This is a genomic window from Tateyamaria sp. syn59 (assembly GCF_007995245.1).
GTDB lineage: Bacteria > Pseudomonadota > Alphaproteobacteria > Rhodobacterales > Rhodobacteraceae > Tateyamaria.
In genome coordinates, this window is sequence record NZ_VCBA01000019.1 from 26132 (window position 1) to 51019 (window position 24888).

At 61.5% G+C, this 24888-nt stretch carries 20 protein-coding genes and 1 tRNA gene; 14 read left to right on the top strand and 7 right to left on the bottom strand.

Going from position 1 to position 24888, the window contains the following annotated elements:
• Positions 1-161 precede the first annotated feature (161 nt).
• From FD715_RS20665 to FD715_RS20730, 14 genes are all read left to right on the top strand, one after another.
• Entirely contained in the window at positions 162-1472 is a 1311-nt protein-coding gene (locus FD715_RS20665) for an ABC transporter substrate-binding protein (protein ID WP_370455435.1), read from the top strand.
• Between the two features lie 102 nt (positions 1473-1574).
• Complete coding sequence (locus FD715_RS20670; RefSeq protein ID WP_147114604.1) at positions 1575-2522, top strand: carbohydrate ABC transporter permease; 948 nt, start codon at positions 1575-1577, stop codon at positions 2520-2522.
• Positions 2523-2634: 112 nt separating this feature from the next.
• On the top strand, positions 2635-3573 hold the full coding sequence (locus FD715_RS20675; RefSeq protein WP_039682756.1) for a carbohydrate ABC transporter permease: 939 nt from the start codon (positions 2635-2637) through the stop codon (positions 3571-3573).
• A 109-nt stretch (positions 3574-3682) separates the two neighbouring features.
• Positions 3683-3877, top strand: coding sequence for a hypothetical protein (locus tag FD715_RS20680; protein ID WP_147114606.1), 195 nt, complete (start codon positions 3683-3685; stop codon positions 3875-3877).
• Complete coding sequence (locus FD715_RS20685; protein WP_147114609.1) at positions 3877-4974, top strand: ABC transporter ATP-binding protein; 1098 nt, start codon at positions 3877-3879, stop codon at positions 4972-4974. The genes FD715_RS20680 and FD715_RS20685 overlap by 1 nt, the downstream gene beginning before the upstream one ends.
• Positions 4967-5965 carry an ABC transporter ATP-binding protein gene (locus FD715_RS20690; protein ID WP_147114612.1) on the top strand — a complete coding sequence of 333 codons (999 nt, stop codon included), beginning with the start codon at positions 4967-4969 and terminating at the stop codon, positions 5963-5965. The genes FD715_RS20685 and FD715_RS20690 overlap by 8 nt, the downstream gene beginning before the upstream one ends.
• Before the next feature lie 15 nt (positions 5966-5980).
• Positions 5981-7603, top strand: a complete 1623-nt coding sequence (locus tag FD715_RS20695; RefSeq protein ID WP_147114615.1) for a dihydroxyacetone kinase subunit DhaK — start codon at positions 5981-5983, stop codon at positions 7601-7603.
• 6 nt (positions 7604-7609) lie between these two features.
• Positions 7610-8662, top strand: coding sequence for a LacI family DNA-binding transcriptional regulator (locus tag FD715_RS20700; RefSeq protein WP_147114617.1), 1053 nt, complete (start codon positions 7610-7612; stop codon positions 8660-8662).
• 22 nt (positions 8663-8684) lie between these two features.
• Positions 8685-9743: a sugar phosphate isomerase/epimerase gene (locus FD715_RS20705; protein ID WP_147114620.1), complete on the top strand. Its 1059-nt coding sequence runs from the start codon at positions 8685-8687 to the stop codon at positions 9741-9743.
• Positions 9744-9836: 93 nt separating this feature from the next.
• A complete protein-coding gene (locus tag FD715_RS20710; protein ID WP_147114622.1) occupies positions 9837-10967 on the top strand; it encodes a Gfo/Idh/MocA family protein in 1131 nt (376 codons plus the stop codon).
• Positions 10968-11030: 63 nt separating this feature from the next.
• A tRNA-Gly gene (locus FD715_RS20715) sits at positions 11031-11104 on the top strand.
• An 85-nt stretch (positions 11105-11189) separates the two neighbouring features.
• Positions 11190-13001, top strand: a complete 1812-nt coding sequence (locus FD715_RS20720) for an ABC transporter transmembrane domain-containing protein (RefSeq protein WP_147114624.1) — start codon at positions 11190-11192, stop codon at positions 12999-13001.
• Between the two features lie 162 nt (positions 13002-13163).
• Complete coding sequence (locus FD715_RS20725) at positions 13164-15062, top strand: acyl-CoA synthetase (RefSeq protein WP_147114626.1); 1899 nt, start codon at positions 13164-13166, stop codon at positions 15060-15062.
• Positions 15063-15380: 318 nt separating this feature from the next.
• Positions 15381-15851 (top strand): hypothetical protein, encoded by a 471-nt coding sequence (locus tag FD715_RS20730; RefSeq protein ID WP_147114630.1) that lies wholly within the window; start codon positions 15381-15383, stop codon positions 15849-15851.
• Positions 15852-16031: 180 nt separating this feature from the next.
• Here the strand turns inward: FD715_RS20730 and FD715_RS20735 are convergent, their stop codons facing one another.
• The 7 genes from FD715_RS20735 to FD715_RS20765 all read right to left on the bottom strand — a co-directional run bounded on the left by FD715_RS20735 (position 16032) and on the right by FD715_RS20765 (position 24782).
• Positions 16032-16868, bottom strand: coding sequence for an alkaline phosphatase family protein (locus tag FD715_RS20735; RefSeq protein ID WP_147114633.1), 837 nt, complete (start codon positions 16866-16868; stop codon positions 16032-16034).
• Between the two features lie 81 nt (positions 16869-16949).
• Positions 16950-17225: a hypothetical protein gene (locus FD715_RS20740; protein WP_147114637.1), complete on the bottom strand. Its 276-nt coding sequence runs from the start codon at positions 17223-17225 to the stop codon at positions 16950-16952.
• A 67-nt stretch (positions 17226-17292) separates the two neighbouring features.
• Entirely contained in the window at positions 17293-18927 is a 1635-nt protein-coding gene (locus FD715_RS20745) for an ABC transporter ATP-binding protein (RefSeq protein ID WP_147114640.1), read from the bottom strand.
• A gap of 163 nt (positions 18928-19090) precedes the next feature.
• Positions 19091-19909 (bottom strand): ABC transporter permease, encoded by an 819-nt coding sequence (locus tag FD715_RS20750; protein ID WP_147114644.1) that lies wholly within the window; start codon positions 19907-19909, stop codon positions 19091-19093.
• 142 nt (positions 19910-20051) lie between these two features.
• Positions 20052-21008 (bottom strand): ABC transporter permease, encoded by a 957-nt coding sequence (locus FD715_RS20755; RefSeq protein WP_147114647.1) that lies wholly within the window; start codon positions 21006-21008, stop codon positions 20052-20054.
• 96 nt (positions 21009-21104) lie between these two features.
• Positions 21105-22697 carry an ABC transporter substrate-binding protein gene (locus FD715_RS20760; protein ID WP_147114650.1) on the bottom strand — a complete coding sequence of 531 codons (1593 nt, stop codon included), beginning with the start codon at positions 22695-22697 and terminating at the stop codon, positions 21105-21107.
• Between the two features lie 132 nt (positions 22698-22829).
• Positions 22830-24782 carry a CocE/NonD family hydrolase gene (locus FD715_RS20765; protein ID WP_147114653.1) on the bottom strand — a complete coding sequence of 651 codons (1953 nt, stop codon included), beginning with the start codon at positions 24780-24782 and terminating at the stop codon, positions 22830-22832.
• Between the last annotated feature and the right edge of the window lie 106 nt (positions 24783-24888).

Below are 24888 nucleotides of genomic sequence, written 5' to 3' on the forward strand. Positions count from 1 at the left end.
CGCACGAATAAAAGCCGTTTGTTTTCAGTATACAAGATATAATTCTGCCCAAAATGATGAACGCACCTCAAAAATTCGTTGACATGATGTACGTCCCTCAAATAGCGTTTCCCCAAGGTCACCGCCCAAGCGGGACCGATAGGGAGGATCATATGAAAAAAATGACTTCAGCCGCCATTGGCGCGGCGCTAATGACGTCTGTCAGCGTGCCAACCATGGCCATGGCAGAGGATTTGACATTGTGCTGGGCCGCCTGGGACCCGGCCAACGCACTGGTCGAACTCAGCAAAGAGTTCGAGGAACAATCCGGCCACACCATGAACTTCGAATTCATCCCGTGGCCCAACTTCGCCGATCGGATGCTGAACGAGCTGAACTCGGGCGGCAAGCTGTGCGATCTGTTGATCGGCGACAGCCAATGGATCGGCGGCGGCGCCGAAAATGGCCACTACGTCAAGCTGAACGACTTCTTCGACGCCGAAGGGATCAGCATGGACGACTTCGCCCCCGCAACGGTCTACGCCTATTCCACATGGCCCAAGGGTACGCCCAACTACTACGCGCTGCCCGCCATGGGCGACGCAAACGGCTGGTTCTACCGCAAGGACTGGTTCGCGGATGCCGATATCCAGGCCGCCTACAAGGAAGCCACGGGTGAAGACCTGCGCGAGCCGCAAAGCCAGCGCGAAATGCTGCAGATCGCCCAGTTCTTCCAGGGCCGCGAGATCGACGGCAAAACCGTCTACGGCGCCTCTATCTTCACCGAACGCGGCTCCGAAGGGATCACCATGGGTGTGACCTCCGCCCTCTACCCCTGGGGCTTCAAATACGAAAACACCCCGGGCTCCTACGACATGGAAGGCGCGGTGAACTCCCCCGAGGCTGTCGAAGCACTGGAATTCTACAAGGAATTCTACGAAACCGCGACGCCGCCGGGCTACACCAACTCCTACATGGGCGAGTCGCTCGACGCATTCAAATCGGGTCAGGTCGCCATGGCGATGAACTGGTTCGCCTTCTTCCCCGGCCTCTACGCCGACCCGGCCACCGGCGGGGACAAGATCGACTTCTTCGTGAACCCACCGCAGAACCAGGCGGGCTCGACCTTGGGCGGGCAGGGGATCAGCGTCGTCGCCTATTCCGACAAACAGGACGCAGCCCTCGAATACATCAAGTGGTTCGCCGACCCGGAAGTGCAGGCCAAATGGTGGGAACTCGGCGGCTACTCAGCCCACAACGCGGTCCTGAACGACCCGGGCTTCAAGGACAGCGCGCCCTTCGCCGGTGACTTCCTGGAGGCGATGAACGACGTGCAGGACTTCTGGCAGGAACCGGCCTACGCCGAACTGCTGCTGGCCATGCAAAAGCGCATCCACGACTACGTGGTGGCCGACCAAGGCACGGCACAGGAAGCGCTCGACAAACTGATCGAGGACTGGACCGAAACCTTCGAAGACGAAGGCAAGCTCTAAGTCTTCCTCCCATGGGTGGGCAGCATTGCCCACCTTACCTCCGATAACCCGACGCATGCGTAGGGTGGGCAATCTGCCCACCGCACGAAGAGGCTGTGCCAGATGACAGACACCATCGCCAATCGCGCCGCCAAGGCCACGCCGCCCCGCGTCGCGCGCAAGATCAAGGGATTGAGCGACCGCGCCATCGCGTGGATCTTCGTCGCCCCCACGATCTTCCTGCTGCTGGCCATCAACATCTTCCCGCTGATCTGGACCATCCAGCTCAGCTTCACCAACTACCGCGCCAACCGGCTCAACCGCGAACCCGAATTCATCGGCCTGCGCAACTATGAACGCATCCTGACAGACAGCGACATCTGGCTGAACATGCAGGCCACGGCGCATTTCCTGTTCTGGACCATCGCGCTGCAGACGCTGATCGGCTTCACGCTCGCGTGGCTCATCAACAAGAAATTCAAGGGCAACGACCTCTGGACCACGATCATCGTGTTGCCCATGATGCTGTCGCCCGCCGTGGTCGGAAACTTCTGGAAATTCCTCTACCAACCGCAAATCGGCCTCTTCAACTACATCGTCGCCTTCTTCACGGGAAAAGACCCCAGCAGTTTCGAAATGCTCGGCTCGGTCCAGCTTGCCCCCTGGTCCATCGTCATCGTGGACACCTGGATGTGGACACCTTTTGTGATGCTGATCTGCCTCGCCGGTCTCCGCTCCATCCCCGATTACATCTATGAGGCGGCAGAGGTCGACCGCGCCTCAAAAATCCGCCAGTTCTTCACGATCACCATCCCCATGGTGCTGCCCTTCCTGATGCTGGCCGTCCTCTTCCGCGGGATCGAGAACTTCAAGATGTTCGACCTCGTCGTGCAACTCACAGGCGGCGGCCCGGGGTCTACAACCGAACTCACCTCGATCAACCTCAAGCGCGAGGCGTTCGAAAAATGGCGCACCGGCTACGCCAGCGCCTACGCCATCATCCTCTTCGTCACGGTCTTCGGCCTCGCCAGCATCTACGTCAAAGCCCTCAACAAGGTGAAGGAGCGCTGATCATGGCCAAGCTCTTTCATCTTGCCCAAAAAACTCTCGGGGGGAGGTGCGCGAGCACCGGGGGGCAGACAGCCCCCCTCCCAACCTCGACACCCAAACCGGACCTCAAACCATGAGCGCCTATTCCGTCACCGAACCCAGCACGCGGTCGAAATGGTTCGCCGGATCGCTGGTCATCCTCTACGCGCTGATCACGATGATCCCGCTCGCCTGGATCATGCTCACCGGGTTCAAGTCGCCCTCGGACGCCATCAGCTACCCGCCCAAGGTCGTCTTCGAGCCAACGCTCGAAGGCTACGTGAACCTCTTCACCACCCGCACCCGGCAGACGCAGGAATTCCTCGACGCCAACCCACCGCAAAACTGGGCGGACGAGATCGTGCGCGAATACGACATGGTCATCGTCGGCCCGTCGAAATTCGGCGAACGCTTCCTGAACTCGGTGATCATCGGCTTCGGCTCAACCTTCCTATCGGTCTTCCTCGGCACGCTTGCCGCCTACGCGTTCTCACGCTTCAAGATACCCCTGGCCGACGACCTCCTCTTCTTCATCCTCAGCACAAGGATGATGCCCCCCATCGCCGTCGCGATCCCGATCTTCCTGATGTACCGCAACCTCGGGCTCTCGGACACGCATCTCGGCATGATCCTCCTCTACACCGCCGTGAACATCTCGCTCGCCGTCTGGCTGCTCAAAGGGTTCATCGACGAAATCCCGCGCGAGTATGAAGAGGCGGCCCTGATCGACGGCTACACACGGTTCCAGGCGTTCTACAAAGTCGTCCTGCCCCAAGCTGCAACGGGTATCGCCTCCACCGCCATCTTCTGCCTGATCTTCGCCTGGAACGAATACGCCTTCGCGGTGCTCCTCACCTCGGCTACAGCCCAGACCGCACCCCCCTTCATCCCGACCATCATCGGTGTCGGCGGTCTCGACTGGCCCGCAGTTGCGGCAGGGGCCACGATCTTCCTGTTGCCCGTGATGATCTTCACCATCCTGCTGCGCAAACACCTGCTGCGGGGCATCACCTTCGGAGCCGTGCGCAAATGATCCGCCTATGCTCCACCACAACATCTCGGTGCACCGAAACGGTGTACGGGTTGTGCACAGGTTGTGCACGGGTTGTGTACGCCGATTTTCACCAAAATGAGGTGCCAAAATGAAGGGGTTTCTGACCGGCCTCATGCGCCTGCGCCGCGGCCCGTGGGAGATGCTGGCGACCATCATCATTGCCCTCGGGGTCTTCATGCTGATGCAGCCTTTCGTGCTCTGGGCCTTCACCTATTCCTTCATCACAACGCTGGTGGGCACCGTCATGTTCATCATCGTCAGCCACTTCCCGGAAGGTGAGTAATGGCCGAGATTGTTATCAAGAATGTCCGCAAGGAATTCGGCGATTTCGTCGCCGTACGCGAGTCGAGCTTCACCATCGAAGACGGTGAATTCTTTATGCTTTTGGGCCCCTCGGGCTGCGGCAAGACCACGACGCTCCGTATGATCGCAGGCCTCGAACTGCCCACGTCTGGAGAGATCTATCTGGACGGCGAAGAAATCGGCCAACGCCCACCCTCCGAGCGCGATATTGCCTTTGTTTTCCAGATGTTCGCCCTCTATCCTCACATGAACGTCTACAAGAACCTCAGCTATCCTCTGGTCAGCCAGGGCATGCCGCGCGCCCAAGTGCGCGCCAAGGTGGACGAGGTTGCAACCATTCTCGGGATCAAGGACATCCTCAAGAAACCCGTCGGCGGCCTCTCCGGCGGCGACCGCCAGCGCGTCGCCCTCGGCCGCGCCATTGTCCGCGAACCCAAAGCCTTCATGATGGACGAACCCCTCGGCGCCCTCGACGCCGAATTCCGCGAACACATGGCCGAAGAACTCCGCGCCCTCCATGACCGCATGGGGGCCACGACAGTCTATGTGACCCACGACCAGCTCGAAGCGATGCAAATGGGCGACAAGATCGTTGTGATGAACAACGCTGTCGTCGAACAGTTCGGCAAGCCGCAGGACATCTACGACATGCCTGCCACCATGTTCGTGGCCGACTTCATCGGCTCGCCCTCCATGAACTTCTTGAATTTCCATGGAAAAGTGGCGAAGGGCGAAGAGTTGGTTACGCTTGCGGATCAAACGATGAGCGTCCCGACACTGCGCGAAGGCGCCTCCGGTGACCTGGTCTTCGGCGTCCGCCCAGAACATATCCGCCTCTCCGATGACGGCGACTATCGCGGCAAAGTCCTCGCCACCGAATACCTCGGCACCACCCAGATCATCACCCTCGACACCCCCAACGGAGAGGTCAAGGCCCGCATCGCTTCCGACCAGCCTGCGACCGTGGGAGAGACGGTGGGGCTTGGATTCAACGCCAAGACTGTGACCCTGTTCGACAAGTCCACAGGCCGCGCCCTGCGCTCGGAACTGAACGAAGGAGTGCTGGCCCATGGCTGAGGTGCAACTGACCGGCGTGTCCAAATCCTTCAAAGCTACACAAGCCGTCGTCGACATGGACCTGACCATTCCCGATGGCGCTTTCGTCGTGTTGCTTGGACCCACCGGAGCGGGCAAGACCACGACCCTGCGCCTGATCGCGGGACTGGAGAAACCGGACGCCGGGGACATCAAGATCGGCGGTACATCCGTGACCAACCTGACCCCCGCACAGCGCGATGTGGCGATGGTGTTCCAGCAGTATTCACTCTACCCGCACATGTCGGTACGCGACAATCTCGCCTTCCCTCTGCGCTCTCCCATCCTCAAGACGCCTGAGGATGAAATAGCACGTAAAGTCAAAGAAGTGGCGGAAGTTCTTCACATCCCACATAAACTGGACAACAAGGCAACCGAGCTGTCGGGTGGTGAGATGCAGCGTGTCTCCATCGGGCGCGCCTTGGTGCGTGATCCGCAGGTGTATCTCATGGACGAACCGCTCAGTTCGCTAGATGCCAAGCTGCGCGCCGACCTGCGGGTCGAGTTGAAACGTATTCACGCAGAACTGGCCGCCACGCTGCTTTACGTCACCCATGACCAGATCGAAGCGATGACCATGGCCACCCATGTGGGCGTGCTGGACGAAGGGCAGCTGGTGCAGTTCGGAACCCCGCGCAACATCTACGAAAACCCGCGCACCGCCTACGTCGCGGCACGCTTGGGCCAGCCACGGATCAACCTGTTGCCTGTCGGTCTGATGGGCGAGGATGCTCCCGCAGGTGCGCATCAGGTGGGCCTACGCCCGGAAAACATCCGCCACGGCAAAGGCCGCGACGCGCAGGTGGTGCGGGTGGAACATCTCGGCGACCAGACCCGGCTGCACCTCAAAGTGTCGGACCACGATGTCATCACCCTGACCGATCCGCACACCACACTCGAAGCTGGCGAAACCATCCAGATCACCCCGGAAAATCCAGTCTTCTTCGACGCTTCCGGCGCGCGGATCACCTAAGAAAAGGACATGCACATGGCACAATTCGTCAATGCGAAAGAGGATCTGGTTAAGGAAGCTATCGACGGCCTTCTGGCTTGCTCGGGCGGTGCGCTGGCGCGGCTGGACGGCTATCCGCACATCAAAGTGGTGTACCGCACGGATTGGGCCCGAGACCGGGTTGCGCTGATCTCAGGCGGTGGGTCTGGCCATGAACCGGCGCACGCAGGTTTTGTCGGTCCGGGCATGCTGACGGCGGCGGTGTGTGGCGAGGTCTTTGCGTCCCCGTCCGTCGAGGCCGTGCTGGCGGGTATTTTGGCCGTCACGGGCGAGGCGGGGTGCCTGCTGATCGTCAAGAACTACACGGGGGACCGGCTCAACTTTGGTCTCGCCGCAGAACGGGCACGTGCGTTGGGCCGCAAGGTCGAGATGGTCGTTGTCGACGATGACATCGCCTTGCCTGATCTGCCGCAGCCGCGGGGAGTTGCTGGCACGCTTTTTGTGCACAAGATCGCGGGCGCCATGGCCGAGGCGGGCAAGCCTCTGGAAGAGGTCGCCGACGCCGCGCGTCGTATCATCGACAGCGTTGTCTCCATTGGCACCAGCCTTGATACCTGCACCGTTCCAGGCTTGCCCAAGGAAAACCGCATCCCGGCAGGCAAGGCCGAACTGGGTCTTGGCATTCATGGCGAACCGGGGGTGGAGCAGGTGGACTTCACGGGTGCCTCTCAGGCGATGAACACCGTGCTCGAAAAGCTACGCGAGCACGCCGGGCAAGGGCCGTGCGTGGCGCTTGTGAACAACCTCGGCTCGACCACACCGCTTGAGATGTCGGTGCTGAGCCACGGGCTTGCGCAATCCGGCATCGCCAGCCACGTGATCGGCCCTGCGCCGATGATGACATCGCTCGACATGCACGGGTTTTCGGTGTCCGTCCTGCCTGTGGCCGCCGATGACCTCGAAGCGCTGGCGACACCTGTCCCCATGGCAGCATGGCCCGGCCTTCAGGGGCTGGTCGAGGTGCTGGTGACGCCGCTTCCAGACGGCCTCACGCCCATCGAGCCCATCCCCTCGGCCAATGCGCAGACGCGGGACATCATCGCGCAGGTGGCCGATGCGCTCATGGCCGCCGAAGGAGACCTTAATGAACTCGACGCCAAGTCCGGTGACGGTGACACGGGCAGCACACTTGCCACCGCAGCACGTGCGCTGAAAGATCGGCTGGATGCGATGCCTCTGGCTGATCTAACCCAGCTGTTCCCAGCCCTCGGCAATGAGTTGAGCCAGACGATGGGGGGCTCCTCCGGCGTGATCCTCGCCATTTACTTCAATGCGGCTGGTGATGCATGCGCCGGTGGCGCGCCGGTGCACAAGGCGCTGGCTGAAGGGCTGAAACGGGTGAGCGATGTTGGTGGTGCCAAGGTTGGCGACCGCACGATGATCGACGCGCTGGCGCCTGCTTTGCAGGCGTTGTCGCAAGGGATTGATGCGTCTGCCATCGCTGCGCGCAAGGGAGCAGACGGCACCGCGCATATTCACCGTGCAAAGGCGGGCCGGGCGGCGTATGTGCCCTCGGACAACCTGAAGGGCCACAACGATCCGGGTGCGGAGGCGGTGGCGCTGGTCTTCGAGGGGTTGGCACAGGCCATGAAGGGATAGGCGCGGTTGAATAAGCAGGACACGAAGAGCGGCCTAAAACCGACCGTCAATGACATTGCGCGTGTTGCGGGCGTGTCGCTGGCGACTGTGGACCGTGTCCTGAATGCGCGGCCCGGCGTGCGCTCGGTGACCATCGAAAAGGTTAATAAGGCCATTGCCGAACTGGGCTATGTCCGTGACACAGCGGCGGCCAATCTGGCGCGGGGGCGTGTCTACAACCTGCTGTTTATCCTGCCCGATACGGCGAACGAGTTTGTGGTGGCCCTAGATAACCACGTGACAGAACAGGCCGCAAAGCTGCGGCATCAGCGTACGATCTTGGAGACCGCCCGCGTGCCGCCGTTCGACCCGCAATCCATAGTGCAGGCGCTGGACAATGTGGATGCGACACGGACTGACGGGGTAGCCGTCTTTGGGCCAGAGACGCCATCGGTGCGGGATGCGGTTAAGCGAGCGAGGGCGCGGGGCATCGTTGTTGTGGCGCTTGTTGCCGACCTGCCCAGTTCGGATCGCGACCATTTCATCGGCGTGGACAACGTGGCCGCTGGCCGGACGGCCGCGCACCTTATGGGTCGTTTCGCCAAGGGGGCGGGCCGCGTACTGGTCATCACCGGCTCGCGGCTGGCACGGGATCACCTGGAGCGGCGCAAGGGCTTTGACGCTGTCATGTCGGACCGTTTTCCGGAGCTGGACGTTGTGGCCAGTATCGAAGGCCGGGATGATCCCGACCTGATCCGCAAGATGCTGCCAGAGGTCTTTGCGTCCTATCCCGATCTCTGCGGTATCTACTCGTCCGCCGCGGGCAATCCGGGCCTGATCCAGTATCTCAGCGACAACCCGCATCCGGGTCTTGTGGTCATCGCGCATGAGTTGACGCCGACCTCGCGCACGGCATTGGAGCAGGATGTGTTTGATGCCATCATCTCGCAAGACACCGGGCACCTTGTGCGCTCTGCTGTGCGGTTGATGAAGGCCACGGCAGACCGCCAGCCCATCGACCACACGCAGGAACGCATCCGCATCGACATCTATCTGAAGGAAAACATGCCGTCGCCATAGCGGCATGAAGTGAGGAGACATCATGAAAACCATTAAGGGCCCGGCGCTGTTTCTGGCGCAGTTCGCAGGTGACGAGGCGCCGTTCAATTCCTGGGATGCAATCACCAAATGGGCGGCTGAGTGCAGCTACAAAGGGGTGCAGGTTCCCAGTTGGGATGGGCGTCTGTTCGACGTGATGAAGGCGGCGGGTTCGCAAGACTACTGCGATGAATTTCTGGGTGTGGCGCGGGAGAACGGCGTTGAGGTGACCGAGCTTTCAACGCACCTGCAAGGTCAGCTTGTGGCGGTGCACCCGGCCTATGACAGTGCATTCGACGGATTTGCAGCGGAAGAGGTGCGCGGCAATCCCAAGGCGCGGCAGGAATGGGCCGTGGAGCAGGTGAAGTATGCCCTGTCCGCGTCATCCCGGATGGGCATCAAGGCACATGCGACCTTCTCTGGCGCATTGGCGTGGCCCTATGTTTATCCTTGGCCGCAACGCCCCGCGGGCCTGATCGAGACCGCCTTTGACGAATTGGCGGCGCGCTGGCGTCCGATCCTGGATCATGCCGAAGAAATGGGCGTCGATGTCTGTTACGAAATCCATCCGGGCGAAGACCTGCACGACGGAGTGACCTTCGAGATGTTCTTGGAGCGGCTGGGCAACCACCCGCGCTGCAACATGCTGTACGACCCCAGCCACTACGTGCTGCAATGCCTTGATTACCTTGACAATATCGACATTTACAAGGATTGCATCCGCATGTTCCATGTCAAGGATGCGGAGTTCAATCCGACAGGGCGGCAGGGTGTCTACTCCGGCTACCAAAGCTGGGTGGACCGTGCGGGTCGGTTCCGCTCCCTCGGTGATGGGCAGGTCGATTTCGGGGCAGTGTTTTCAAAGATGGCCGCCAATGATTTCGATGGCTGGGCCGTGGTGGAGTGGGAGTGCTGTCTGAAGCACCCCGAAGACGGTGCGCGTGAGGGGGCGCAGTTCGTCAAGGATCACATCATTCGCGTGACCGAGCGGGCCTTTGACGACTTTGCCGATGGCGGAACGGATGAGGCGGCCAACCGCAAGATGTTGGGCATCGAGGGTTAGCGTTGGCGCTTTTGGTGGATCGGCCCTTCGGGGAGGATTTTTTGAAACAGGGAAGAGGGACGGTTGTGCACTCACGCCGACCGGGAGGATGAGATGAGCCGGATCAAATTGGGCATGGTGGGCGGCGGAAATGACGCCTTTATCGGGGCGGTGCACCGCATTGCGAGCCGCATTGATGATCGCTTTGAGTTGGTGGCGGGGGCGTTGAGTTCGACGCCTGAGAAGTCGCAGGCCAGTGGTGAGGCTTTGGGCCTGCCGCGCATCTATGACGATTTCAAGCAGATGGCGCAGCGTGAGGCGCGGCGGAAGGACGGCATTGATGCAGTCAGCATCGTGACGCCCAACCATGTGCACTACTCGGCGGCGCGGGAGTTTTTGAAGCGGGGCATTCATGTCATTTGCGACAAGCCGCTGACCTCGACCCTCGCGGATGCCAAGAAGCTGGTGAAGGCGGCGGAGGACAGTGACGCGCTGTTCATCCTAACCCATAATTACACGGGCTACCCGATGGTGCGGCAGGCGCGTGAGATGATTGCAAACGGCGATATCGGTGCCATTCGCGTGGTGCAGGTGGAGTATCCGCAGGACTGGTTGACGGTCGAGCAGGATTTCAAACAGGCGGAGTGGCGCACCGATCCTGCGCGGTCAGGTGCAGGGGGTTCAACGGGTGACATTGGCACGCACGCCTTCAATCTGGCCTGTTTTGTCACGGGGCTCGAGGTCGAGAGCCTAGCCGCCGACCTAACTGCCTTTGTTCCGGGGCGGCAGGTGGATGACAACGGTCACGTCATGCTGCGTTTCGAAGGAGGCGCCAAGGGGATGCTGTGGTGCAGCCAGGTGGCGCCGGGCAACGAGAACGCGCTGCGCATCCGGGTCTATGGCGACAAAGGCGGGCTGGAATGGGCGCAGGAGGATCCAAACTACCTATGGCATACGCCCTTCGGTGAACCGAAGCGCCTGATCACGCGCAATGGTGCCGGGGCTGGTGAGGCGGCGGCGCGTGTGTCGCGCATCCCGCCGGGCCATCCGGAGGGGTATTTGGAAGGGTTCGCCAATATCTACACCGAGTCGGCAGATGCGATCATGGCGGTCAAGGCGGGGCAGGGGGTGCCTGCGGAAGTGCTCTACCCGACTGTCCATGACGGGCTGAAAGGTGTGCAGTTCGTGTCGGCCTGCGTCAAATCCTCGGCCCGGAACGCGACCTGGGTGAAACTGGACCACTGAACATATGGGCCAAGGGGCGGCTTGACCCGCCCCAGCCCTTGTCATATCTGAGGCATCGGAGCTGCGGGCGTTGTGTAGTGGTAAGACCTTAGCCTTCCAAGCTAATGACGCGGGTTCGATTCCCGCCGCCCGCTCCAAACCTTCCCCATGCGCCGCCCTGTCCACTTGACCAGACTGCACTGGTACATGCATGTGCAGGCGTGAGTAGTTTCCGGAGACCGCATGGCCGACCAGACGACCGCCGCTGCACCGCCCAATCCAGGCACGGAAGAGCGCGAAAAATCCAAGAAAATCGGCGCGTTACGCGCGCTTTGGCCTTTTGTTGTGCCCTATTGGAAGCTGATGTGCGCGGCCATAGCGGCACTTGTGTCGACGGCCATAGTGTCGCTGACGCTGCCCCTGGCCGTCCGCCGGGTGGTCGATAATTTCAATACCGAGCATTCGGAGATCCTTGATCTCTATTTCCTGGCTGCGATTGGTATTGCGGGTCTTTTGGCCATCGGGACAGCCGTTCGCTACATGCTGGTCACGCGGCTGGGAGAGCGGGTCGTGGCCGACATTCGCAAGGCCGTGTTCGACCGGGTTATCGGGATGTCGCCCAGCTTCTACGAAAATATCATGACGGGCGAGGTGCTGAGCCGGATCACCACCGACACCACGCTGATCCTGAGCGTCATTGGTTCCTCCATCTCGATCGCGCTGCGTAACGTGTTGATTTTTATTGGTGGTCTCGTCCTGATGCTGCTGACGTCAGCCAAGCTGACGGGGCTTGTCCTGTTGATTGTGCCCGCCGTTGTGGTGCCGATCCTTGTATTGGGGCGGCGTTTGCGCGTGCTGAGCCGTGAGAACCAGGACTGGATTGCGGCCTCATCTGGCAGTGCATCCGAACAGTTGAGCGCGGTGCAGACGGTGCAGGCCTTTACCCATGAGGCGACAAGCCGGACGATGTTCTCGGACGTTACGGAACTGAGCTTTGGCGCGGCCCGCCGGCGGATCGCGGTGCGCGCACTGATGACGGCCATCGTGATCTTTCTGGTCTTTGTCGGCATCGTCGGCGTGCTGTGGATCGGCGCAAATGATGTGCGATCCGATGCGATGACGATGGGCGCGCTGATCCAGTTTGTGATCTATGCCGTCATGGTTGCTGGGGGTGTGGCGGCCCTGTCCGAGATCATCGGGGAATTGCAGCGCGCCGCTGGGGCGACGGAGCGTTTGGTCGAGTTGTTGAAGGTCGAGGATGCGGTGCAGGATGTGCCGGCACCGGTTGCCGTACCTGAGCCGGTCAAGGGGCATATACGGTTCGAGGATGTGCGCTTTGCCTATCCGGCGCGGCCCGGGATCAAAGCGTTGGACGGCGTGACACTTGACATTCAGCCGGGTGAAACAGTGGCCTTTGTTGGGCCTTCTGGGGCAGGGAAAACCACGATTATTCAGATGCTTCTGCGCTTCTATGATCCGCAGGAGGGTCGAGTGTTGCTGGACGGCGTGGACGTGGCCGAGATGGCACGCGAGGCCTTCCGCCAAGAGATCGCATTGGTACCGCAGGACCCGATCATATTTGCGGCGTCTGCTGCCGAAAATATCGCCTTTGGCCGTCCCGGCGCCAGCCAGGCAGAGATCGAAGCCGCGGCCAAGGCGGCGGCAGCCCATGACTTCATCAGCGCGCTGCCGGACGGCTACGACAGCCCGCTGGGCGAACGTGGCGTAATGCTGTCGGGTGGGCAGAAACAGCGTATCGCGATTGCCCGCGCGATCCTGCGCGATGCGCCTGTCCTGCTGCTGGACGAAGCGACCAGCGCGCTGGATGCCGAAAGCGAGCGCGCGGTGCAGGAGGCCGTCGACACGTTGGCGCAGGGGCGCACGACGCTGATCGTTGCGCACCGTCTGGCCACAGTGAAAATGGCGGACCGGATTGTCGTGCTGGATCAGGGCCGCATCGTCGCACAGGGGCCGCATCACCAGCTTGTGGCAGAGGATGGGCTCTATGCCCGTTTGGCCCGATTGCAGTTCACCGACGGGGTGGCTGCTGAATAACGCAGCCCGATTTTGACCCAAGGTCACCTGTTCTGACGCCGCGTCCGACCGGGCTCGGCACCCTTGCAATGCTTGAACATTGCGTCAATCCACCGCATCTTGTGAAGCGAGGGATTATTGCGCCAACACGAAAAAATACATGGCGCTACAGGGAGGAATACCATGACATATGCCGGGTTCGCGGACCGCGATGCCATTGAAAACGAGATGCAGTGGGAGGAACGCGACGTCGCCAAAACCCTCTTTGGTATGCTCAGCGATACGGCCGAAAAATTCCCGAACCACAACGCTGTCAGCTTCCAGATTTTCTCTGATCCGAAGTCCAAGGCGGAAACGCTGACATGGACGCAGTTGCAGGGTCGGACCGCGCAATGTGCCAATATGTTGCGGCAGCACGGCATCGGGCCGACTGATGTTGTGGCCTATGTTCTGCCGAACGCGACCGAGACCATAGTGGCTCTGTTGGGCGGTGCGACCGCCGGGATCGTGAACCCGATCAACCCGCTGCTCGACGCCGAACAGATTGGGGCCATCCTGCGCGAGACGGGGGCCAAGGTTCTTGTCACCCTGCGCGCGTTCCCCAAGACGGACGTGGCGCAGAAGATGTCCGAGGCCGTCAAGCTGGCGCCCAACGTCAAGACGGTGCTCGAGGTCGACCTGCTGGGGCATGTGTCGGGTCTCAAATCCTTCATCATCCCGCTGATCCGTCCGAAGATGGAGAAGGCGCCGGGTGTCACCTATCTGAACTTCAACGAGGAATGCGCCAAGCATCCGACCACCCTGCAATTCGAGGATGTGCAGGAGGACCGCGTCGCCTGTTACTTCCACACCGGCGGCACCACGGGCATGCCCAAGGTCGCGCAGCACAAATATTCCGGCATGGTCTACAACGGCTGGGTCGGTGCGACCGTGCTGTTGACGGAAGAGGATAACATACTGGCACCATTGCCACTTTTCCACGTGATGGCGGCGCATGTGCTGCTGCTGGGGGCTGTGGCTTCAGGCGCTCACTGTATCTTCCCCACGCCGCAGGGCTACCGCGGCGAAGGTGTGTTCGACAACATCTGGAAGCTGACGGAGCGGTGGAAGATCACGTTTATCGCGTCGGTTCCGACCGCCATTGCGGCGATGATGCAGCGCGGGATTGATGCGGATATCAGCACTGTGAAATCTACATTCTCGGGCTCTGCACCGCTGCCGCAAGAGCTGTTCAAGCGCTATGAAAGTGCGGCTGGTGTGGACATTGTCGAAGGTTACGGCATGACCGAGGCGACCTGTCTGGTGTCGGGAAACCCTATCGACGGTGAGAAGAAAATCGGGTCGGTTGGTATTCCGTTCCCCTACACCGAAGTGAAGATCTACAAGGGTACACCCGAGGGTCCGATCGAGGCGGATGTGGACGAGATTGGTGAGATTTGTGTGAGCAATCCGGGCGTCTGGCCGGGCAATACGTATACCGAGGCGGACAAGAACAAGGACTTGTTCTACAACGAAAAATTCCTTCGCACGGGTGATCTGGGTCGCTTTGATGCGGATGGATATCTGTGGATCACGGGCCGTGCCAAGGACTTGATTATTCGCGGTGGTCACAACATTGATCCGGCTGAGATCGAAGAGGCGCTGTTGGGCCATGAGGCCGTCGCCTTTGCCGGGGCCATTGGTCAGCCGGACAAGCATTCGGGTGAGGTGCCGTGCGCCTATGTGGAGCTTGTTGACGGGGCAAGTGTGACGCCGGATGAGCTGATCGCCTTCTGCAAGGAGCATGTGCACGAGCGGGCGGCGCAGCCTAAGCATATGACAATTATGGATGAATTGCCGAAAACCGCTGTCGGCAAGATCTTTAAGCCCGACCTGCGGAAAGAGGCGATTGCGCGTATCTATAACGCGGCGCTGGCCGAAGCCGGGTTGAAGGCGCAGGTGGTCACCGTGACTGATGACAAGACACGCGGGCTGGTGGCGCAAGTGGCCGCCAATGGCGAGAGCGAGACGGCGATCCAGACCGTGCTGGGCGACTTTGTCAGACCCTGGGATATGGCGTCGGAGGCGATGGCGGCCGAGTAATCCTTAACGCACCGTGCGGTGCGCTGCGAGATCGGGAAAGGCGCGAAACTGCGAAGTTTGTCGCGCCTTTTGCGTGTTTTGGGCCCTGTGTTTTCGGGTGATTTCGGGGTGTTTTTCGGAAACTGCACATTTTCGGGCCGAAACTGCGCGTTTTGCACTGTACTCGTGCGTTAAGAAACCGTTCACACTCGATCAGGCGTTAACCATTTCCGCGGGCCGTTAACGGATCGGTCACCTTTCGGCTGAAATGACGGAGACGTGAGCAGTCCCGGTCCGTTTTCGGCGCTATCGTTCTGAGACTGCAATCCGAGAGATCCCATGCCGAAATCCAGAAAACGCGCCAACGCAGTGACGCCCAAATCCGAAGCCACCGCATCCGTATCCCGCAGGTCACTCTTGGGCGGCGGTGCCGTGGCCTCTGCCATTGCTTTGGGCGGCGGGGTCTGGGGCGTGAGTTCGTTCCGGTCCTATGCGGCCGAGCATGATCTGACGCGGGTGGGGCAGGGTGATCTGGCCATCGTGCAGATCCATGATCCGCAATGCCCGACCTGTACGGCGCTCCAGAAGCAAACGCGGCGGGCGCTGCGCGATTTCGACGATTGCGGGATGGCGTATCTGGTGGCGGACATCAACACGCCCGAGGGCGCGGCCTTTGCCCGTCGGTTCAATGCGCCGAATGTGACGCTGTTGCTGTTTGACGGGCAAGGGGAGTTGCAGCGCCGGGTGCAGGGGATGCAGCAGGCGGCGGAGTTGGCGCAGGTGTTTGCGGCGCATAAGGCTGCGGTTTGAGCTGAGACCTAGGCACGGGATCAAGCCGAAGGCGCCTTGCCAGCGCCGATCCGCCCCCAGGGGCGGCGCTATCTCACCGCCAGCGCGCCGTTTGAAGCGCGCAATAACGGAGTAGCGATAAAGCGCATTGCGGAAGCGTTGTATGCGCAGCCCCGCGGATCGGCGATGGCACGGCTCGGGTCAGGCTAGAAACGGCTTGGCTTTCATCGTGTCCGGGATTTCAGCGCCGAGACGGTGCAGGATAGTGGGTGCCAGTTGCAGCTGGTCGATGACGGTGTCTGCGGCTGGTCCCGTCGCTTCTCCGAAATAGTAGAGCGCGGTTTCCTGCTGCAGAGCGCCGCGACCGCCGTGGTGGCCGCGGTCGTCCTGTCCGTGGTCGGCTGTCACGATCACCTCGTATCCCATGTCGCGCCAGCGGGGGATGAAGGGGGCCAACATCTCGTCCATGACGAAACAGGCCGCGTCCATTTCCTGGCTTTCGTGGAAAAAGCGGTGGCCCATGCTGTCGAGCGTGCAGGTGTGCAGCATGCCGTAGGTCAGGTCGAACCGGGCGCAGAGGTTCGTGAGCGTGCCGAAGAGGTCTACGTCTGATGGCGTCATCTGGTTGTTGGCCCCGTAGCCCGTCATCGTGTGGAAGCGGCCATGGTTGATCGTGTCGCTGTCTGGCTCGTCATATTCGATGTCACGGACAAAATCGAACGGGTGGCGGTTGAAGAATTCCGACCAGAAGGAATGGGCGACGGCCCCTGTGGTGCCGCCTGCCTTGCGGACTTGGCCGAAGACGTCTGGGAGTTCGAGCCGGAAGACATTGCCGTTGCCGGTGCAGCCGTGTTCTGCAGGTGTCACGCCTGTGTGGATCGAGGCGTAGCATGAGGCGGAGATGGAGGGGATGACGCTGCGGTGCGTCCATGTCTGGGCGTCGCCGCTGTCGACCCACCCTTCGAGATTTCCGAAGAGGCGGCGGAAGTTCCGGAGCGGGACGCCGTCGAGGATGATGAGGAGAAGTTTGTTTGGCATTGGCCGCACCCCGGTATTGTTTTCCGGGAGCCTAGGTCCAATCGCGTGGGCCCTCAATCTTTCAGTCTTGCAACCCGTGCCTCACGGTCGCAAGGCCATCATCGCGTTGCGAATGTCACCATTCGTCAGCGACGGGTTGGCCGTTCTGAAGCAATCCACGACGGCGCCGCGCTGGGTGCGCGACAGTTTCTGGCCGGGTTGTGCGCCGGCGGGAATGCAGTTTTGAACCTGCTCTTCGGTGAGGTTCAGCCCGGCGGCGAGTTTGGCAAAATCCAACTGCGCATCCTGAGCGGTGGCCAGGGACGGCAACCAGATGGCGGCAAAGATCGTTGCAGGGTGCAGGACGTTTTTGCGCATCGTTCGCTCCATATCAGTGGGATATGCAGGTGATACGGGTGTGGCGCCGGGTTCCGTCGCGGCAACTTTAGTTGCCGGCGCTTTCCATCTTGCGGTTGGCGATGACCTCTTCGAGCCAGCCGAGTTTCATCTCAGGCACGGAGCTGAGCAGGAGGTCGGTGTAGTCGTCATAGGGCTGCGTCAGAACTTCGGACTTGGTGCCGTAGCGTTGCACCTTGCCCTGGTACATAACTGCGATGCTGTCGGAGATCGCTTTGACCGTTGCTAGGTCGTGGGTGATGAAGAGGTAGGCGACGTCTTCGATCTTTTGCAGGTCGAGCAAGAGTTTCAGGATGCCGTCGGCGACCAGTGGGTCGAGGGCGGAGGTGACCTCGTCACAGATGATGAGCTTGGGTTTCGCGGCCAGCGCACGGGCGATGCAGACGCGTTGTTTCTGGCCGCCGGAGAGTTCTGCCGGGTAGCGGTCCTGGAAGCCTTTGCCGAGTTCAATCTCGTCCAGCAGTTCCTGGATGCGTTTCTGTTTTTCGGCGCCTTTGAGGCCGAAGTAGAATTCGAGGGGCCGTCCGATGATCGTGCCGACCGTCTGGCGCGGGTTCATGGCGGTGTCGGCCATCTGGTAGATCATCTGCAGCTCGCGCAGGTCTTCGATGCTGCGGGAGGGCTGGTCGGGATTGAGTGTGCGCCCTGCAAAGGTGATCTTGCCTGATGTGGGCGGCAGGAGGCCGGTGATGACGCGGGCGAGGGTGGATTTGCCAGAGCCGCTTTCGCCCACCACGGCGAGCGTCTGGCCCGGGCTGATGTCGACGGAGACGTTGTGCAGGACGTCGAAACTGGTGCCCTTGTAGCGGGCCGTGATCCCTTCGACGCGCAGGACGGGTTCGGTCGGTTGTTTTTCCTCGTGCGTGATGGAACGGACGGAGACGAGCGCCTTGGTGTACTCTTCCTGTGGCGTGTTGATGATCTGGTCGGTGGTGCCGTATTCGACCATGCGCCCATGCCGCAGGACCATGATGTGGTCGCTGACTTGCGCCACCACGGCGAGGTCGTGGGTGATGTAGAGCGCTGCGACACCGATGTCGCGGATGGCGTCTTTGATTGCCTTCAGCACGTCGATTTGCGTCGTGACGTCGAGGGCGGTGGTGGGCTCGTCGAACACGACAAGGTCGGGTTCTGGGCAGAGGGCGAGGGCCGTCATGCAGCGCTGGAGTTGGCCCCCGGAGACCTGGTGGGGGTAGCGGCTGCCGATGGTGTCGGGGTTTGGCAGGCCGAGTTTGGTGAAAAGTTCGACGGCGCGTTTCTGGGCGTCTGCCTTGGTAAACTTGCCTTGGCCTACGGCGGCCTCGATCACCTGTTCCATGATCTGCTTGGCCGGGTTGAAGGAGGCGGCGGCGGATTGGGAGACGTAGGTGACCTCGGCCCCGCGCAGTTTGCGGATGTCTTTGAGGGAGGCTGTGCGGACGTCGCGGCCGTTTACCTCGACCGTGCCGCTGGTGAGTGCCACCCCGCCGCGTCCGTAGGCCATGGTGGCGAGGCCGATGGTGGATTTGCCTGCGCCGCTTTCGCCGATCAGGCCCAGCACCTTGCCCGGTTCGACGTCGAAATCGACGCCGTGCACGATGTCGATGTCGTGCGGCTTTTCGCCCGGCGGGTAGACTGTGGCGCCGATTTTGAGGCCGCGGACTTTGAGGAGCGGTGTGGTCATGGCTGGCTTTCGTCGTCGGGTGTTCTGTTTCGGGCCTTTGGCCCGAAATGCGCCCACCCGCCGACCCTTTTGGCGCGTAAAGTCGGAGCGTGGGGTGTGGAGGGCGAGTGGCCCTTCTGGGAGGATTTTTTTAAAACAGGGAAGGAGGATGTGGTGTGCTGCATCATCCACGGCCCCCTTTGAGAGACGTTGTGCGGTTGAGGATCCAGTCGGCGATGAGGTTCACGCTGATCGCAAGCGTGGCTATAGCGACGGCCGGGTAGAGGGCGGCGCCGATGCCGAAGTTGATCCCGTCTTTGTTCTCTTTCACGATTCCGCCCCAGTCGGCGAGCGGGGGCTGGACGCCGATGCCGAGGAAGCTGAGCGTCGAGATGAAGAGCACCATGAAGATGAAGCGGAGGCCCATTTCGGCTACGAGCGGGGAAAGCGCGTTGGGCAGGATTTCGCGGAAGATGATCCAGCCGAGTTTTTCGCCGCGCAGGCGCGCTGCTTCGACGTAGTCCATGACCGAGATGTCCACGGCCACGGCGCGGGCGAGGCGGTAGACGCGGGTGCTGTCGAGAAGACCCATGATGACGATGAGGGTGACGACCGTGGCCTCGATCGAGCTGAGGATCACCAGGGCGAGGATCAGGGATGGGATCGACATGAAGAGGTCGACGAGGCGGGACATCACTTGGTCGATCCAGCCGCCCGAGACGGCGGCAACGAAGCCGAGGACGGAGCCTGTGGTGAAGCTGAGGATTGTGGCGGCGGTGGCGATGAAGATCGTGGTCTGGCCGCCGAAGATCATGCGGGTGAGCAGGTCGCGCCCGATCTGGTCGGTGCCGAGCCAGTGTTGCGCCGAGCTTGGCTCCCACACGTCGCCCACGGTTTCGGCCATGCCGTAGGGCGCGATGAGCGGCGCGAAGAGCGCGGCGAGGAAGTAGGTGCCGGTGATGATGAGGCCGAGGGCGGCGGAGAGGGGGATGTTCTTTAGCATGTGCGCGTGTCTTTGGTTCTGACCCTGCGTCGCTGTGCGACGCAGATCGCCCCCGACCCGCGCCCCAGGGCGGGGGCGATGCCCCCACCCTTGGGTCGGGCGCGATCTGGGGACCTGTAACGTATGGTTTTCACGGTGTTGATCACTTTGGGTGGCGGAGACGAGGGTTAGCCAAGATGGACACCACGTCAGCGACAATGTTCAGGATGATGTAGACAGCGGCGAAGATCACACCGCAGGCCAGCACCACGGGAACGTCTCGTTTGACCACTGCGTCCACCAGGTATTGGCCCATGCCGGGGTAGGCGAAGACGACCTCGACCACCACGACTCCCACGACGAGGTAGGCGAGGTTGATCATTACCACGTTCACGATGGGCGCGATGGCGTTGGGGAAGGCGTGGCGGTAGATGACCTTGAACGTGGTCAGGCCCTTGAGCTCTGCCGTTTCGATATATGCCGATTGCATCACGTTCAGGATCGCGGCCCGTGTCATGCGCATCATATGGGCCAGCACCACCAGCGTCAGCACGGCCACGGGCAGGGAGATGGCGTGGAGTTGCTCCAGGAGCGGCATGCCGGGGCTGATCGAGGCGAAGGAGGGGGCCCAGAACAGTTTGACCGCGAAGAAGAAGACAAGGATGTAGGCGATCATGAATTCGGGCAGCGAGATCGAGGCGAGCGTGATGCCGGAGATCAGCTTGTCAGGCCAGCGGTTCTGGAACCGCACGGCGATGAGACCCAGAAGGATGGCCAGCGGCACCGAGATGATGGCGGCCCAGAAGGCGAGGAACAGGGTCGATGACATGCGCCGGGCGACCTGATCCGCAATGGGCAGGTTGTTGGTGAGCGCGTTGCCCATGTCGCCCGTCACGATGCCGCCGAGCCATTCGAAGTAGCGGGTGAGGGCAGGACGGTTCAGGCCCATTTCCTCGCGCAGGTTGGCGAGGCTTTCGGCGGTGGCGGCCTGGCCGAGGATGGCCTGGGCTGCGTCACCGGGCAGGATTTCGGTCAGGCCGAACAGCAGAGCGGAGGCGGCCACAAGCAAGATCAGGCCAAGGCCTAGGCGCTGTAGGACAAGTGTCAGGATGGGGTGCATGAAAGGTCGGTTCTTGGGGGTGCGCCCGCGGGCGCGACAGACTGTGATGCGCAACGAAAAACCGCGCCCGGAGGGACCGGGCGCGGTTTATTCAGGTTACGCTTTCCAGGTTTTCTTGAACGCGTACCAGTTCATTTGCGGGCCGTTCGGGTCGCTTTCCCAACCCTGAACCTTGGTCGAGACCGCATCGACAAAGTCGTTGAACATGGGCACCATCAGGCCGCCCTCTTCGTTCAGCATGCGGCCCATTTTCGAGTAGATCTCTTTTCGCTTGGCCTCGTCCAGTTCGGCGCGGGCTTCGAGCAGCATGGCGTCGAACTCGGGGCGCTTCCAGCGGGTGTCGTTCCAGTCTGCGGTCGACAGATAGGCCGTGGTGTACATCTGGTCCTGCACGGGGCGACCGCCCCAGTAGGAGCAGCAGAAGGGCTGCACATTCCAGACCTCGGACCAGTAACCATCGTTGGGCTCGCGCTTGATTTCCAGCGGGATACCGGCCTGTTGGCAGGTCTGCTGGAAGAGCGCTGCGGCATCGACCGCACCGGGGAAGGCGCCGTCGGCGGTGCGCAGGATGATGGGCGAGCCATCGTGGCCGGATTTCTTGTAGTGCTCGGCCGCTTTGGCCAGGTCGAACTGGCGCTGCGGGATCGTGTCGTCAAAGAGGGGGTAAGCCGCATTGATCGGCATGTCGTTCCCGATGGAGCCGTAGCCTTGCAGGATCTTTTCGACCATTTCCTCCCGGTTGAGCGCGTGTTTCAGCGCGAGGCGCAACTCGTTGCTGTCGAAAGGCGCCGTGTCGATATGCATGATAAAAACATAGTGGCCGCGGCCTTGGGTCGAGAGCACGTTGATCGTGGGCGCGCGGTCGAGCAGCTTGGCGATCTTGGGCTCTACCCGGTTGATCGTGTCCACTTGCCCCGATTGCAGGGCAGCGGTGCGCGCTGTGGCGTCGTTCAGCACGATCACTTCGACCCCGTCATAGTGGGCCGTCTGCGTCTGATCGCCGCCCCAGTAGTTGGGGTTGCGTGCGCCGATCATGCGCACGCCGGGCTCGTCATTCTCAAGAGTGTAGGCGCCCGTGCCGATGGCCTCGGTCGGGTTGTCAAAACCGCCATTGGGCTGGATCATCAGGTGATAGTCGGCCATCAGGTAGGGTAGGTCGGCGTTGCCCACGCCAAGCGTCACCTCGAACACGTCGCCGTCAGTGCGCATGGACTCGATGCCCTGCACGATGCCGAGCGCGCCGGATTTGGAATCCTCGTTCGAGTGGCGGGCCATGGTTTGCATGACGTCCTCAGCCGTGACCGACTTGCCGTTTGAAAACTCGATGCCCTGACGGACCTTGAAGCGCCAAGTCTTGGCGTCTGCGGAGCCTTCCCAGCTTTCGGCGACAAGGCCGGTGAGTGAGCCGTCGGGTTCAACCTCGACCAGACCTTCGCCCCAAAGCTGTCCGCCCGCAATTGGCACATCGGAGGCCCAGGTGGCCGGGTCCTGGCTGTTGGTGCTTTCGCCGCCCTGTACGCCCATCTTGAACGTGCCGCCTGCGACGGGCGCAGCCTTGGCTTGCGTGGCGATCATGGATGTGGCGACGGCAGCCGACACGCCAAGAGCAGCGGCACGGGCCATGAAGTCACGGCGTGTCATCGTGCCTGCCGCCACCTTGGCGGACAGGTGTTTCAATTCGTAAGACATCGGTTTCTCCCGGTTGGTCCCCTGCGCCTTTTGCGGCGCGTTTTTTGATTACACGCATAGGGTACGCATTTGATGACAGCCTTCAAGGGCCAATCCCAAAGCGCTTAAGCGCACGCACGATGAGTGCCTCGTTCATAGCAGATCACGACCAATCTTCTCCTGAACGGTGCGGTGATAGACGCGCACGTCGTTCTCGAACGCCTCGATGGACGCTGTCAGGTGGAAATGGGTCGCGTCAGACCATATCGCGCAGCGCGCTTCTGTCCGCAGATGAATGTCGTCGCGGCTAAGCTCGTCTGTCCAGTGGCACGTTCCGCGCGCAGACAGCGGGTCATCGGGGTGGATGTCCCAGCGTTCACGGGCGATGGATCCGGCAATCAGTCCGTGGTCAAGGTCGCGCACTTTGCCAAAGTCATCTTCGATGATCAGTGATGTGACGCCGGTGGCCATATCGGTCTCCTGCCTGCGGATGTGGTTTTCGGGGCGCAACTCTTCTGTTTCCCATGGCGGGGCGGCGTCGGGCGGCGAGAACGTCCAGTGGCCTGCACTCCTCATGGCATCGATCGAAAGCGAGCCGCCGTGCAAGGTGACGCTGGCCGTTTCGGGTGCGGGCCAGATCAGTGGCCAGTAGCATGTCGAGATCGCGACCCGGATGCGATGCCCGGCAGGAACGCGGTAAGAGATATGATCGAGGTTCAAGCGCACCTGCTCAGTCTGTCCAAAGACAAGCGGGCGACCTAGATGGCGGGCGAGGTTCAGCACACCGTAGGTGATGCGGGTTGCGGCCCCGTCGGGGTGAATATGGTTGAGGCGCACAGCGATGTGCGCAACCGGTCGGTCTGCGCTGAGGGTCAGATCCAGCACTGGCGCGTCGATGACGCAGAGATCGTCTGCCAGCGGTAGGCTGTCGAAACAGGCGCTCAGCGCATCGTCAGCACGTTGGTCGCCCGGCAGTTCAGGGCCGAGCCAGATGGCGCAGTATTCACCGGCATCTGAGCCTGCGTGTTGCGGAGAGCAGATGGATTGGCTGAGTGTGCCGGGCGCCGTGGTCAGACCAGCGTCGGTCAGGTGCCACGTTTTCGTAACGCTCTGCGCGTCGGCCAGCCAGCGTCCGGGACGGTCGGTGTACCATCTGGCCGGGCGCACGCCGTCCATCAGATAGGTGCGCAAAGCGGGATCGTCTTCGACGCCCGTTTCAATGTCTTTCAGCCAACGGTCCCACCAGCTCAACGCCTCTTGCAAAAACCCGATGCGCGGTTCGGGCACGGCGAAATGCGGGTATTTGTGCACCCATGGCCCGATGATACCCTTGGCGCCTTTTATGTTTCGTACGATCTGTGGCACTGCGTTCTTGTAGGCGTCGCCCCAACCGCCGATGGCAAGCACCTTGGCCGAGATCGTGTCATAGCTTTCGCAGATGGATCCGTGTTGCCAATAGGCGTCACGGCTTTGATGACCCAGCCAGGTTGCGGGCAAGAAGGGTTCGTTCTCGAGCCTGTCCAGCCACATCTCGCGCCAGTCAGGGCGTAGGCCGGGGTCGGGCGCGCGAGAAGAATAGCTCCACATCGTGGCACCCCAGCCGAGGTTTTCATTTAGCAGGCAGCCGCCCTTGTAATGAATGTCATCGGCAAACCGATCGACGGTGGAACACAGCGTGATGATGGCCTTGAGTGGGGCAGGGGCCATGGCGGCCACCTGCAGGCTGTTGAAGCCGCCCCAACTGATCCCCATCATGCCAACCCTGCCGTTACACCAAGGCTGCGCCGCGGCCCATTGGATCACTTCAACCGCGTCATCCAACTCCTGCTGGGTGTATTCGTCAGTCATCAGCCCATGGCTGTCGCCATTGCCGCGGATATCCACGCGCAGGCAGGCATAGCCCCGCTGCGCGAAATAAGGATGGGTGAGTGCGTCACGTGCACATGTGCCGTCACGTTTGCGATAAGGGAGGTATTCCAGGATGACGGGTACAGGGTTATCCCGCGCATCCACCGGAGCCCACATCCGCGCGGACAGCCGTGTGCCGTCGCTGAGCATGATGCCGAGGTCGGGATGTTCTTCGATGTCGCGGAGGGTGTTTTGCATCACTGCACGGTGAGCGGCGTCTTGCGCTGATGTCAAGCCGGGGGGCGCTGCCCCCGGTCTTCGGAGGAGCGCGGGACGCGCGGGGGCAGCGCCCCCTCGAACATGT